This window comes from Sinorhizobium terangae, from assembly GCF_009601505.1.
In the GTDB taxonomy this organism is placed as follows: domain Bacteria; phylum Pseudomonadota; class Alphaproteobacteria; order Rhizobiales; family Rhizobiaceae; genus Sinorhizobium; species Sinorhizobium terangae.
This window is the reverse complement of the sequence record NZ_WITC01000026.1, coordinates 133,208-146,972: the sequence shown is the minus strand read 5'-3', so window position 1 is coordinate 146,972 and position 13,765 is coordinate 133,208. Positions and strand designations below refer to the sequence as shown.

The 13,765-nt window shown below is 59.7% G+C and carries 10 protein-coding genes and 2 pseudogenes; 4 read left to right on the top strand and 8 right to left on the bottom strand.

From position 1 onward, the window contains the following. Together GHK62_RS05525 and GHK62_RS05520 are read left to right on the top strand one after the other, a co-directional pair. Positions 1-513: pseudogene (locus GHK62_RS05525) on the top strand (hypothetical protein); the annotation flags it as partial. Positions 514-580: 67 nt separating this feature from the next. Continuing rightward, the gene (locus GHK62_RS05520) at positions 581-1,372 is read left to right on the top strand and encodes an EAL domain-containing protein (protein WP_153437314.1); all 792 of its coding nucleotides are present in this window, start codon (positions 581-583) and stop codon (positions 1,370-1,372) included. A gap of 106 nt (positions 1,373-1,478) precedes the next feature. On the opposite strand, the gene GHK62_RS05515 is transcribed toward GHK62_RS05520, so the two are convergent. Continuing rightward, positions 1,479-2,375 carry a LysR family transcriptional regulator gene (locus tag GHK62_RS05515; RefSeq protein ID WP_153437313.1) on the bottom strand — a complete coding sequence of 299 codons (897 nt, stop codon included), beginning with the start codon at positions 2,373-2,375 and terminating at the stop codon, positions 1,479-1,481. Between the two features lie 99 nt (positions 2,376-2,474). Here GHK62_RS05515 and GHK62_RS05510 point away from each other — a divergent pair, with 99 nt between their 5' ends. Together GHK62_RS05510 and GHK62_RS05505 are read left to right on the top strand one after the other, a co-directional pair. Beyond that, positions 2,475-2,852: an Atu4866 domain-containing protein gene (locus tag GHK62_RS05510; protein WP_153437312.1), complete on the top strand. Its 378-nt coding sequence runs from the start codon at positions 2,475-2,477 to the stop codon at positions 2,850-2,852. A 139-nt stretch (positions 2,853-2,991) separates the two neighbouring features. Then, a pseudogene (locus GHK62_RS05505) lies at positions 2,992-3,727 on the top strand (SDR family oxidoreductase). 83 nt (positions 3,728-3,810) lie between these two features. On the opposite strand, the gene GHK62_RS05500 reads toward GHK62_RS05505, so the two are convergent. The 7 genes from GHK62_RS05500 to GHK62_RS05470 form a co-directional block, all read right to left on the bottom strand. Continuing rightward, positions 3,811-5,634, bottom strand: coding sequence for a hypothetical protein (locus GHK62_RS05500; RefSeq protein ID WP_153437311.1), 1,824 nt, complete (start codon positions 5,632-5,634; stop codon positions 3,811-3,813). Between the two features lie 486 nt (positions 5,635-6,120). Further along, entirely contained in the window at positions 6,121-8,040 is a 1,920-nt protein-coding gene (locus tag GHK62_RS05495; RefSeq protein WP_153437310.1) for a caspase family protein, read from the bottom strand. Continuing rightward, positions 7,988-10,012, bottom strand: a complete 2,025-nt coding sequence (locus GHK62_RS05490) for a C1 family peptidase (RefSeq protein ID WP_167528158.1) — start codon at positions 10,010-10,012, stop codon at positions 7,988-7,990. Before GHK62_RS05490 ends, GHK62_RS05495 begins: the two co-directional genes overlap by 53 nt. A gap of 77 nt (positions 10,013-10,089) precedes the next feature. After that, entirely contained in the window at positions 10,090-11,037 is a 948-nt protein-coding gene (locus tag GHK62_RS05485; protein WP_153437308.1) for a glycoside hydrolase family 19 protein, read from the bottom strand. A gap of 22 nt (positions 11,038-11,059) precedes the next feature. Then, positions 11,060-11,506 (bottom strand): hypothetical protein, encoded by a 447-nt coding sequence (locus tag GHK62_RS05480; RefSeq protein ID WP_153437307.1) that lies wholly within the window; start codon positions 11,504-11,506, stop codon positions 11,060-11,062. A gap of 417 nt (positions 11,507-11,923) precedes the next feature. Beyond that, on the bottom strand, positions 11,924-12,307 hold the full coding sequence (locus GHK62_RS05475) for a hypothetical protein (protein WP_153437306.1): 384 nt from the start codon (positions 12,305-12,307) through the stop codon (positions 11,924-11,926). A 350-nt stretch (positions 12,308-12,657) separates the two neighbouring features. After that, entirely contained in the window at positions 12,658-13,707 is a 1,050-nt protein-coding gene (locus GHK62_RS05470; RefSeq protein WP_153437305.1) for a glycoside hydrolase family 25 protein, read from the bottom strand. Positions 13,708-13,765: the final 58 nt, after the last annotated feature.

The window sequence follows — 13,765 nt, the reverse complement described above, 5'->3', positions numbered from 1 at the left end:
GCTGTCGGCAAAATCGACGAGATCCGCGAGACGCTTCCGAAGCCGGAAGTTACCGATCCGGAGCTCGAGCCTGGCACGACCGATCCGGAGGCCGCAGAGGCCGTAGATACGGAAACAGTGACGGTCACCGAGTTGGAGGCCACCACTTCCGACACAGCAAATCTCAGTTCGCTGAACCGGAACTATCACGCCTATCTGAACTCCAAGGATCCTCGCATGGCGGCCGTTTCCGCCTATGCGACGGCCTATGCCGAGTTCGAGGCTGAGAACGGCCCGGATGCTGTTCCGACCGATCCGGCCTTGAGCGATGAAGCGCTCCGCGAAGCACTCGAGAGTTTCACGAAGGACGGGGTCGTGACCGACGACACCCTTGCTGACGCCAAGGACATTCTCGGCGTCGGCCCGGCTGTCGGCAAAATCGACGAGATCCGCGAGACGCTTCCGAAGCCGGAAGCCACCGATCCGGAGCTCGAACCTGAGGCAACCGATCCGGAGTTGGAAACCGTAAACTGAACCTGAGCCTGGCCGGCAGCGACGATCGCCGCTGCCGGCCTTAAATCCGAAAGGGGCGGTTCGTTCCATGAACCTGGAGAAATTCAGCAGCGTCGTGCGCCATGTAACACATGCGATGCAACATGGACGGATCGGATTTTCCCTGCAGCAGATCAACTCGATCGACGATCCAGGCAAAGTTCTCTATTCGGAATGCCTTGGGAGGCTTATCGAGCCAGACGGCACAATCAGGACGAGCAGCGAGTTCATAGCCTTTCTCGAAGCGTCGGGGCGCGCTCCCGCTTTTGACCGGCACGTGATTGAGCTCGCATCCGACTGGTTGGCCCGCCATCCATCAGACGCTTTGGGCTGCAACATCTCGGCAGAAAATATCGCCGACAAACAAAGCTGGGCGCTTCTCTACGATCTGCTTCACAGGCACAGGGCGATTGCCCCCCGTCTTGTTGTCGAAATAACGGAAAGCTTGCCGATCGCGCCGCTCTCCGCCGCGGCCGACTTGCTTCAGAGCGTTCGGGAACTCGGATACAAGGTTGCGATCGACGACTTCGGCACCGGTTGTTCGACGCCCGAAACGCTTCTGGCGCTTCGCGTCGATATCGTGAAGATCGACGGGTTTTTCGTGCAGCACCGCGGCGATACAGCGGAGCGGTTCCTCCGGTGCATGGTCGGCCTGGCGTCTTGCGCGGCATCCACTGTGGTCGTCGAAGGCATCGAGACCTATGCCCAGTTAGAGGCTGCAAAAGCAGCCGGAGCAACACATGTGCAGGGGTTTCTCTTGTCCGAGCCAACCCTGCCACCCGTCCATTACGGATGGGTGAATTCCGCCCCGCACGCGGTCGCCGCCAAATGGATGATGTGAGCCCATTTGGTCCAAGCGCCTCGGCTTGATTGCGCCAGAGACGCGGCGTTCGCCGGGCGAAGGGTTAACTACTGGCCAGGTCACAGACCTCGCGAAATCTGCTCATTCAAGTCTTTCTCGATGTCCGAATGTATTCGACCAACGCGCGGAGCTTCAGCGGCTGCCGGTGGCGTGTGGGGTAGTAAACGTAGAAGCCTGCGAAGGGCGGACAGTACGCTTCGAGCAACGGCACCAGTTCGCCGCGCTCTATATAGGGCTGGAACGTCTCCATCATCCCGAATGTGATGCCCGCGCCGGCCCTGGCCATACGGATCATCACTCCCATGTCGTTCGTCGTCACGGCTGGCTCTACCGAGACATCGAAGTCACGACCGTTCTCCGTGAATTCCCAGCGGTAGGGCGCAGCATCCGGGCGCGGCCGCCAGCCGACGCAAACATGCATCGGAAGGTCGCGGGGATGGTTTGGCCCGCCGTGTCGTTCGATATATCCAGGGGAGGCGACGGCGCATTGTCTTTGCTGCGCCGACACCGGCACCGCGATCATGTCCTGCTGGATCACTTCGCCAAGCCGCACGCCTGCATCGAAGCCGGCTTCGACAATGTCGAACTCTTCGTCCGTGATCGTCAGATCCAGCTTCACCTTCGGAAAGGCCTCGACAAAACCCGCGAGCAACTCGCCGGACAGGAAGCCCTCGGCGATCGACGAAACGGCGATCCGCAGGCGGCCGCTCGGATGCGCTTCGATCTCACGTAGTGCCTGCACTGCCGTGCTTACCTGGGCGGCAGATATGCGCACGGTCTCGTAGAAAAGCTCGCCCGCTTCCGTGAGCCTTACGCTGCGTGTCGTGCGCTGTACGAGCGCCACACCGATGCGATCTTCCAAACGCTGAAGCGCTTGGCTCACTGCCGAACGGGTGACGCCGAGCCGCTCGCTCGCAACGCGGAAGTTGCGCGCTTCGGCTATCGCCAGAAACACTGAGATGCCTTCGAAATCGTCAGCCATTGGTTAGAGAACCTAACCAACGCATCCGGATTTGGCAACTCGATCGCGACCTGTCAGGCGCATATTCTGCGATCGTTATAGACCTTCATGAGAGGAAACATGTCCAATTCCTTTTCCAAAAGCCTTACGCTCGGCCCGGCGATCACCTTGCTTGCGACCTGCAGATCGGTGAGTTCCGGCTCCGGTGAAGCCCGGATCCACGATCCGTCACCGCATCAACACACGAAGCAGCAAGCAACGGCACCGCATCCCTATGTCGGCCTGTGGATGACGGACAATGGGCATGTCCGGCACGAGCTCCTCGCCAATGGGCGCTACGATGAAGCCCGCGGCACCCGTCAGAGCGCCTACCAGGGGCGCTATGAAGTGTCCGGCAATCATATCGAATATTGGGACGATACCGGCTTCACCGCCGACGGCGATTTTGTGGACGAGGACACGCTTCACCACGGGGGCATGATCCTTCGCCGTCGCTGATGCACCCGCAGATGCCACGAACGACAAAGCCGCACGTGGCCGGACGCCAGGCGAGGCGCTGATTTCGCGCCGAAAGTCGAACCTTCTCAAACAGGAAGCCCTCGCATCACCGCGAGGTGAATAGGAAATGGAGTTAGAAATGTCGAATATTCAAGGCAAAGTTGTCGCGATCACGGGAGCCAGTAGCGGCATCGGCGAGGCCACGGCACGCGTTCTCGCGGCCGCGGGAGCCCATGTGCTGATCGGTGCACGGCGGATGGATCGGCTGGAGCGCCTCGCTGACGAGATCGCTGCTGCCGGCGGTTCCGTTCGCGTCAGAAGACTGGATGTGACCAGCCGAATGGATGTCGAAGCCTTTGCGCGCCACGCCCGATCAGAGTTCGGCCGTCTCGACGCCATCGTCAACAACGCCGGTGTCATGCCGTTGTCGCCGCTGGCCGCGCTCAAGGTCGACGAGTGGGACCGTATGGTCGACGTCAATATCAAGGGCGTCCTCTACAGCATTGCAGCGGTATTGCCGATCATGGGCGAGCAGGGGCGCTCGGCAGATCGTCAATCTTTCGTCGATCGGCGGTCACAGCGTTTCGCCGACGGCCGCCGTCTATTGTGCGACCAAGTTCGCCGTCTGCGCCATCTCCGACGGCTTGCGGCAGGAGACCGACAAAATCCGCGTCACCGTCATCTCGCCAGGAACCACGACGTCCGAACTCGCCGACACCATTACCGACCCGACGGCCCGCGACGCGATGACGGCTTGGCGCGCGATCACGATCAGCCCCGAAGCGGTCGCCAACGCGATCCTTTATGCGGTCAGCCAGCCGGACGACGTCGATGTCAGTGAAATCATCATTCGACCGACGGCAAGCCCACACTGAGCACGGCGTATTGCAACAGCGGTGGCAGCCCGCCATCGCCGTTGCCGTGCACCGAACTGATAGTCGCTGCGCCGCGGGCGCAATTACAGGGGCCGTGCACCGACTAAAGCCGCGTGGTTTCTGGTCTGACCATTTGACTGCAAGCTCAAAGCGAATGTCACGAGCGCGATCAGCGAGAACAGGGATTTGGATACCAGGCTAACCAGAAATGTCGCTCGATAGGCGGGTTCGATCAGGATGCTCGTCTCAAGCAGGACATAGATCACGATGAATATCGCTGCGAAGCAATAGAGGGGGAGTCTGAGGCCTTCAGATCTTTCTTGGCTCTCGGTAACGCAATCCGTTACTACGCAGATACCGACGCCATACATTGCCGGGATGAGTGAGCATATGGCGTAATACCCCGTCAGCACAAGAATCCCTCCCTGGCCGATCTGCAACAGCGCAGTGACACTGTCATATCTCCACTGGTACAAAATGACCCAAATGATGGCTGTCGCGAAGGCGCACGTCATCGCAGCAAAGACGATGCCGCCATACTGAGAAAGTGGGAAACTCCGAATATCCGAAAAAGCTATCCAGGTACCCTGGTCGATCTTGTGGGTTCGTATGAAAAGCGCGCAAATCCCGGCCGCGAGGAAGCTTGTAAAGAGTGATGCCGACGTGAAGAAAGCCTCTTCGAACGGACCTACGCTCGAACCGCCGGGCAAGAAGACTGCATGGATTTTATGGTACGCTGTGAGCAGGATCACGCAGCCTAGAAATGCAGTGAAGGTCGACAACAGGGTTGCATTGTTCCATGGCCGAGGCTTGCTGCGGCTCCTTCGCACGAGCAACAGCAATTCTCTCAGGACGACGTCCAAGGACCGAGCCCCTTGGTCCGGATGCAGATATGCCCTCATCACCCGCGTGTCATTGAGAGCGATGATCGCAAAGAGGGCGCTCAATCTGCGGTTGGATGTGCCGATCTCCGTCGCTTTCGCACGCCATAGGTCTGCAAGCGTCAGGTAGGACCGAATATCCTCTTGCTGCAACGAGGCGAAAGTCGACGCTGGATTAGCGAGAATTTCGGCGGAAAGGGACTGAATTCTTTGCGAATCGCTATCCCTGATCGGGACTTCCGGCGAAGTGTTGCTTTTTTCAATTATGTATCTCACGACCGGTGACGATGAGGTCTTCGAAACAAGTTCCTTTACTTCCTGCTTCAAGCTTTCGGACTTGGGCCTGAGAACGTCCAGGATATCGCGGTACTTGTCGAACTCTCCCGCTGACCAAATGTCCTGGCCATTGATCGTCCATCTGGCGAACAGTTCCGCGCCCACCGTCCGCCTCGCCACCTTGTCAGCCTCTTCGCGTGAGCAGCCCGCATAAAGGGCGAGACTCTGAATCTTGCGGAACCGTTGCAGGTCCGGCTCATAGCGCGGATCCCTTCCCACATAGGCCTCGATCTCGCTCTGGGAGAGCTTGGTGACCCGCTCAAAGAACTCGTCGGGAATGTTGGACACGCTGTGGGCCATGCTGCGCAGGGAAAGCTCGATCTGAGCGAACAAGGGGGTGGAGGGGATGACGCCTATGACAATAAGGGCCGCACCAAGCGGCCATGCCGGGCCTTCGAAACCCTCGAGCTTTCCCTCGGCGAGGACGCGTATGATCGGCTGTGAGGCGCACATGAAGAAATAGAGGATCTCCAGTGACACCGTGTAGATGAGGTAGGCCTTGCGGAAAACGCTCTTGCCGACAATCGCCGGCAGCGAAAGAAGACGTACGAAGTCGAATTCCTCGCCTCTCGGCGGTGTTATGAGGGACTCAACGCGCTTCCTTGAATGAAAAGCGATTGTCAAAGCCCCGAAAAGGAAGGTCAGGGTCGTAGGGTCACTCAACCAGCCAATCGTAAGCGCGGTGCCCATGGTGTTCACCCCTCAGCATCGATTGATTTGCGGATTACATTGCGCGTTCGCCTCCCCCGAGGCAGCGGGAACCAGCCCGCATGCTATGGTGGCTGCCAAAAGTAGGGTCAGGAGGAAGTTCCTTCGCATGGCCAGCTCCACGAATAGATCTCGCGGCACGTTTCAGGCGTGAGATGGTTGAGTTCGATACAAAGCCGACTTGGGAAAAGAATAATCTCTTCGTCTACGAAGTCGGGTTGGATATTACATAATAGCGCGTGTTGAACACCGGGCATGTTACATTTGTTACATTATGGTTTCTTCGGCTGTGTGAAACCCAAGTGCCTTTTGCCTGCGATACGGGCTTGTGAAACGGCGAACTGCATCGGCGGGCCGATCGCGGCACTTCCGGTGACATTAGAGGCAACGTCGGCTCCCTCGTGAGGAGCCGACAGGCGGAGTTCCATCTTTACCCATGCATCCTTTCATCTACCTGCTCGAAGATGATCAGATCGCAAAGGGCGTCTGCGCGTCGTAAATCGGGTTCCTTGGTCCGACCTGCCAATGATTGGGGGTCTGATCGGGTGGCAATTTCATCATGATCGCCCGGTGGAAGGCGGCATAGTCGCGGTTGAAGCGACCGTGGTTCCAGGTGGAGATCAACGCGGCGGTAAAGGCACCGTTGCCGATCCCGTCGAGCGAAACCTGATTGTCCTGGCATCCGGAAATCAGGCGAACGCTGCACGAGATTGGAGAGGTGATCTCGCGGGTCAGATTGCGTCCTTCGCCCAGTGACATGGACGCGCCCAACCGGGCATAGAAGTCGCGGTTCTGGCGGAAAGTCCGCGTGGCGACGTCAATGGGCATTGCGCGCGGTATTCCCGCGGCAACCGCGTGGCCGTTCGCCAATGCATGTCCGTTGGGGACGCCTGCGCGCACAACGGTACCGCTGTGACAACTGTCCGACACGACCAATACCCGCACGCCCGCCCTGAATTCGGACCACAGGCCATAGAGCTCGTCATCGACAAGCTGGCCGTCATAGAGGCACCAGGTTTCGTCGGTGGAATCGTCTTCATCGTTGTTGAAATCCGGGAGCTGACCGCCGTGGCCCGAATAGCTGATCAGGAAGATATCGCCTTGCTTGAGGTCCCTTGCGGCCTTCTTGATCTCGCCGATCACGTTCTGCCGCGTCGCCTCCTTGGTGAGGAGTGACGTGGTCTCGTATCCGAGACTGTTCGCGATCTCCTGCATGTCACTCGCGTCGAATTCGCAGGCGCGCAGCGGTCCTTCCCAGCCCGCGTAGTGAGCGGCGCTGACCATGTTCAGGCCAATGTGGAGCGACATTCCTGACGGACCGTCCGTAGCCCGCGAACCGGCGGCCGCCAGGCGGGCAGGTGTCTCGACAGCCGCTGTCGCGGCCGACGGTGCCTTCGATCTCGCGGCGCGCGCCTTGCTCGCCTTATGCTCGACGTCGCGCGCCTTCGCGGCGAATTGTTCGATCAGGGCCGCGAATTTCTGCGCCACCTTGGCATAGCCGTTGTCCGTCGGATGTAATTCGTCGAACCACTCCGTGGTGTTGACCGTGTTGCGGCAGTTGATGTAGTTGAGCCGCGCCGAGGAGCTTTGCAGTAACGACAGGCGTTCATTGAAGCGATCGATCATGACGCGGGCAATCGCCCGCTGGAAATCCGGGTCCTTGATCCCTCGCGATTCCATCGGCTTGCCAAGCCAATTTCCCTTTGCCGGGATCGTGTAGTCGTAACCATGGCAAAGGATCTGCACTTTCGGGAAAGCCTTGGCGACCTGGCGAACGAGCTTGCCATACATGCCGATTGCATCGTCGAGCATCGTCTCAAACGAGGGCCTGAGATGTCCCTCGGGCGGCAAGGCCGGATCGAAATCGAAGAGATGAGCGGCGAGGTTGCCGCCCGCCACGACATCATTGCCGCCGCCGCTGAACAGGAAGATGGATGCTCCCGTGTTCTCGATCGCATCCATGTATTCGGCTTGCCTCAGCATGTTCGACAGGGTGTCGCCAGCGGCGTCCAGGCTGAAGATTGCGTAGTGCTTCATCAACTGGTCGATGACGTCCATCAGCCGGAACGGATACTGAAACCAGCTGTCGCCCTCGGAGACGATGACCGGCCCCTTGTAGTCTCCGCTGCCGATGCGATTGTGGAAGGCGGCCTGGCGGCGCAGGCGCGAGATGAAATTGGCGCTGTTGAGAAGGGCGGCACTGCGGGCCCGGCCTTCGGGTGTTGCGGGCACCGTGACGAGCTCGCGATTGATTTCGAGCACCGGATTGAAGGGACCCGACTTCTCGTCGTCGACCGTAAAGTATTTCTGAAGCTCCTGCTCGCTCAGACTCGGATCAGCAAGCTTCCTGTTCAGTTCTTCCAAAGATATTTTGCTGCTTGACGTCATAGCGCGTTCTCCCTCTTTGCCGGTCGGGAATATCCGACACGGGCGCGATGCGGTTGAGTATCTGGGCGATGAGGTCGGTCTTCAGCTGAAGATCTTCCTGCCGGAGCAATTCTCCGAGACGGGACGGGATCGAGACTTCGTTGATCTGGATTTTCGAGAAGGCGGGATGATCCTTCCAGATCTCAGCGATCCTGGTCTTGCGAAGCGACTTGCCGATGAAGACCGGCGGCCGGCCGCTCGCGCGATCAGAAAAGGCTTTCTCTATAAGATCGAGTATGGACTTCGAGTAGATCCCCACGGTCAGCCTGTCTTCCGTAGCGGAATCAGGGATGTGGAGGGTGACGGCCGGCGCACGGGTTTGATTTGGAGACGAGAGCGCCGATATCAGTTGCGCGAAGCCGTCGGCAAAGTCCCTTGCGTCAATGGTCGGCGTGATGAGGTCGAGGCTCGCGAGGCGGCTTGTGAGCAGGTGGAACGATGCCTCTCGGTCACGTCTCCACCTCTCGATGAGGTCGCGGAAGAGCAGGACGCCAGCGCCGTCGCAAATGATGTGCAAGGAATATTGATCGAGCGGCAGCAGGCATCGCACGACATGATCGACCGGACCTTTTCTTGCCGCTGACTTCCGGCTGGCCGACTCGATGTCCCGCCAGAATGACCGGCCGATCCCATGTGTAAGGTCCTCGATCAGGTGGTCCAGCCGATCGCTGCGGACATCGACCTGCTTGGTGGCTTCGGTGAAAAGGCCGGAGAGGACGGCAGTGGTCTGGTCGACGAAGTCGTTGCACCAGGCAATCGTCAGCGGGTAAAGGCCATGCTGCTTTATCGCATTCTTTTCTCGTGCGATCTGCTGCGCGGTTTGACCGAGCCCCAGCAAACTGCCGCCGAACCTGAGGAGAATTCCGCGGTAGCCGCGGTTCGCCGCGTCGCGCTCCGGCGCCCAGACAGGCGCGATCGGCTGATCGTCGTGGTGGTCCCTGCCAAGGAACCGGACCGTCTCGTCGAATGTCCTGGCGCAGTAGGGATAGGGCGGCCGCTTGACTTCCTCGCCATCGTCAAGGTGGATGAGGTGGCCCAGCACCTCGTAGCCTGGGACACCGGCAACACGGGCAGGTTTGCGAGCAAAAAAGATGCCCTGTTCTCCGATGGAGAGGTCGAAGGCGCCGGGTGTCGAAACGCCGAGGCGAAGGACCCAGCCGTCGAAGATGTTGTCGGCCCAGTCCTGATAGGACCAGTGGCCCAAACCGTTGCAGCCGAGATAGCCGCCCCATTCTGTCCCCCACGAGTTCAGCACCAGAAAGCCGGTGCTGTCATAACCGACGACGACAAATGCGTGGCCGCCGCCATCTCCGGTCGATTGCATGATCTTGCCGGCACTGGCGCGCACCGCTTCGATATTCCAGCCGGCATGCGTCGCCGCCGAAACAAGGAGAGGTCCAACTTCGTTGAGAGCAGCATGATAGTCGTTGAGGCTGGGGCGCAGGCGATAATAGGCGCCGAGCGACACTTCGCGTGCTGCCTTGGCACGCCTTACATTCAGCGTCCCGCCGGGATCACCCGGTTCGTACTTCCAAAGATCGTCGGGGCAAACGCCATGGTGGTAGAAGCCTTTGATGACTTCTCGAAGGGAAAGACCTTCAGTGCCGTCGGTTGCTTCGCGCGGTCGAGCCATCTCGTAAAGCATGCGCGCGCTGACGGGCACATTGGCCGCAGCGTCCTGGCAATCGAGCATTCTCTGGAGATCGATAAGGCTGGCGAGCGCCTGGGCGCTGCAGGTGCCCTCCGTGCCCTGATTTCGCGGCAGCCAATACAAAGGCTCGGCGCGCTTCAGCGCCTCGAGGACGATTCCTGCCGGCGACAGCGCGGGAAGGAGCGGGCGGAGGTTCGGCGTGTAGATCTGATCGCGCAAATCGATCGGATCGCGCGGAATGTTGCGCACCATCTCCTGTCGCTTGCGAGAAAGGACCTGCATGGTAATAAGCGCCAAAAGCATAGATTTTCGGTTGCGTGACGCCCGGCGCTGAATGCCGGGCGCCACTTTTCGGAAGTTTAAGCGGCGCGCGGCTCTGCTTCCTCACTCCCTTCGAGGTACTCGGCGTCCGGTTCGGCAAGCTGCCGGCGGCGAGACAAGTCGTCGGAGTTCGAAAGTGCGAAGTAAACGTCCGCGATCAGTTCAGATATCTTGCAGGGATCAAGCTTATTGTTGCTGACGAACCCCGTCACGATCTCGGCAGTCATCTGCAATATCGGATCCGGTTGCGCTAGGTCGCTGTCCAGGCCTCCGACAGGGAACACGGGAGCCCTGGGCGCCTCTGTGAACTCCGAGTCACCATCGTAGTGGGCTGCGGCGGTCGGAAGCGCCGAACGGGTGTCGATCGCTTGCACAAGCTCGGGCGCAAAGGCAGCCTCGAGCCCGCCTCTGACAGGCACGACGAGCCTGAGTGCTCCCAGAAACCTTGCGTGATATCTCGCGATCGCTTCTGCAATCCCCGGTTCGTACCCGTTAATGATGGCGCGCGCCCCAACGGGGTCGTTTACGTTGTGACCGAAGTATCGCGATAGTTTATGCCGGCCGCGGCTGTCGGCTCGAAACCAACCTTCCCCCATGCCGGCAAACATGGTGGCGGCTGCATAGTCCGGCCGCAGAGCCAGATCGGGGTGGTCGACCAGATTGTCGCCGACGTGGTCTCCGGCGCGTCGATAGTTGTCGCGCCAGGTCAATTGGACATATCCGCGCCCGTAATAGGGATAGTAGCGGAGGTTGCGCCTTCGCCAGCCTTCGGAGAGCCAATAGGCCTCCTTTACCGGCGTCATCTGCCGTGCCGTTTCGTGGAAGGTCGTGGCAAGCATATAGGCCAGCCAGCGCGGGTCGCCGTCGGGAAGCCTCTGCTCCCACTCGTCGACTATGGCCGACATCCCGTCCACCTGGCCTTGGGTCAGCCGGCCGCCGAACATCGGCCGAACTTGGTTGAAGAAGAATGTGCGATCGAATGGCATTCGTGCCTCCTATGTTCAAGGCTCACTTGAGAGAACAGGACATCGGTGATTGGAATCCGAATGCGTTGAGCGTTGCGCCCAAGGTTTCCCGGTTGATGACGATCGCGGCCGAGGTTGGCTGAAGACCAGGGTTGTTTCCCTGGAGTTGGTCCGAGTCGGCGATGATATGGCCTTCGGAAGCGATGATGCTGTCAGCTTTGCCTTCCCAGCACCCGCTATATGCACACACCGACATATCCTTGGTGCCTGTATCGACGCCACCGCCAGCGGGCGTGAAGTCCTCTGAACTTTCGCATTTGTAGGCGTTGCAACGGATTTCGAACTCGCCATTGCTGCACGAATAGGCGCCTGAGGCCGCGAAGGCATCGAAGGGTGAAAGTATTATGACTATTGCTGCCAATTGAACGTTTCGCATGATGATCACCCCAAAAACTATTGTCTCGCGTTGTTCCGAATGGTCGCGGGTCATCACCCGCGCCATGGACTTCCATGCGTGTTCGATAATCAGGGTATAAGCATCGAAGAAACGGCGAACATGCCGGGATCGAATACGTTTCGTCTGAAACGAGCGCAGAGTTACGACAAACGTTGCGCGGAACGTCGTTCGGCTTCCGGGCCTCACCAAGCTTCTGATATTACGAACTGCCTTTGACAGCCGTGAGAGAAAATAGCCCGAGTCCGTTGCAGGATTTTACCCGGCGATTCATCACTCAAGCACCGTCGGTAGCACTCCCCATCAGCATAGATGATCATACCTCGCCGACGCGCTGACGCTTGTTACAAACGTAACATCTCAGCCGATCGCGGTTGGCGCGGGCATTGCTTGTGGGGCCCCATTTCACCGCGCGGCAAGCTCATGTCTGCACGCTTGCAACGAGAAACCCATTCACATCACCGTTTGCCCGGCAATGTCCTTGGTCAGCAACTCCTGCTCCTCGCGAACCTGCTTTGCCGTTTCGGCGGCTGCGTCCGAGCCGATCTCGGCAATGCGCACAGCCTCGTCCGAATAGTCTAGGAATGCGTTCTGCCAGAAACAGCAGCAGAGGTCGAAGGTCTCATTGAGATGATCCGGCGAGAGGAGGTCTTCGAGAAGCTTCAGGTCCTGCTCGCGCCGGTTCTTCAGGAAATTCAGCATCTCGACCTGATAGCGCAGCGTCATCCTCACGGCTTCCGCGTGGAAGCGTCCCATCGAGAGAAGATATTTCGCACCATCGGCCATCGCCGGCCAGCTTTGCGACGGAGAAGTGGGGGTTGCGATCATGCTGGGCATCGAGACGACTCCTCGTTCACGGGCTCATCATTCGTCCGGTCGGCAGCGCGGCCTTCCGCCTGCCGAAGAGCGTAGAAGGGACTTTCATCGAGCCATCAGTCTACGTCGAAACGCTCGGCGTTTCGAAAGAAAGTTAAGCCGACAAATCCTTTCGATCCTTGATCCGCATCAACCGGCGCCCACGGCGCGGAGACGCATGCCCGCACGCGGCGGACCACAAGAGACTATGACAACAGTGGGTTGCCACATGCGAGAGCCGCAGCGGCTCGTGGCCAACCCACTCTCTGGCGAGTTTTGCGGGGCAAACCATGGAGTGGTTTGTCGGTTGCGCCTGTTCCTGAACGGTCAGGCTAGTCGCGGCTCGCCAAGCGGGACCCTGCAGCTACCCAGTTGTGCCACTCGTCCTCGCTGCCGTGGAACACGTTGAGATCAATCCTGCCGTCGACGCCGTGCGAAAGGCCGGAGCCGGAATATTGCCAGAAGAGCCATTTCCGCCCCGGATAGACCTTGGACGGGTGAGCGGCCACCGAGCGCAGCCAGAACGGATGGTTGGGGAAGGCGCCCTTCAAGTTGTCTCGATAGAAATCCGGCGCGGTATAAATGATCGGACGCTGGCCATAGTGCCTTTCCAGCTTGTCCATGAAGACCTGCATCTTCTCCAGGACGCGTTCGCGCGAGGGGCGCCTCTTGCAGCTCGACTCGCCGTTCCACTCGACGTCGATGACAGGCGGCAGGGCGCTGGCTTCTCTCGGCACATTGCGGATGAACCAGTCGGCCTGTTCGCCGGCGGTTCGGCACCAGTAGAAGAAGTGATAGGCGCCGCGTTTCAACCCGGCTTCCTTGGCCCTGCGCCAGTTCTTCTTGAACATCGGATCGAGATGGTCGCCGCCGTCAGTCGCCTTGATATAGGCAAAGTTTGCGCCCTGCGTCCGCAGCTTCGTCCAGTTGATCTCGCCCTGCCAGCGCGAAACGTCGACGCCGTGCACAGCAAGCTTTCTCGGAGACCGTGAGCCGAAATTGATCGGCTTGGCGTCGCGGAAGCGATGGCTGTAGATTTGCCCGCGTCTTGGCGGCGCCTCTTCGATCGCCGGGTTTTCGGGGGCGAGCAGGGCAATCGGTCTTTCCGAAGGCACCGGCATGCCGGCTGTTCTGGCCACGGGCGCGAACGCCTGCGGCTCTGGAACCGGCCCCGCCCAGGCCAGCATTTCCTGCGGCGGCGCGGCTTGAGGCGCAGCCGTGCCGACATTCGTCGCAGGCATGGGGGCGAGCGACCGGATAACGGAGCTCGTCGTTTCCCGTGATGGTTGCTGAGCCGCAACCCTGTCGCGATTGGAACTGAATCCGCAGCCCGACAAAACGAGGCCGGCAAGAAGGACCACTGGCAGAGCTGTGAAACGCATAGGAACCCGTACGCAAGACTTTCGGTGACAGCGGAAAGCCGCCGAACCCACTGACGGG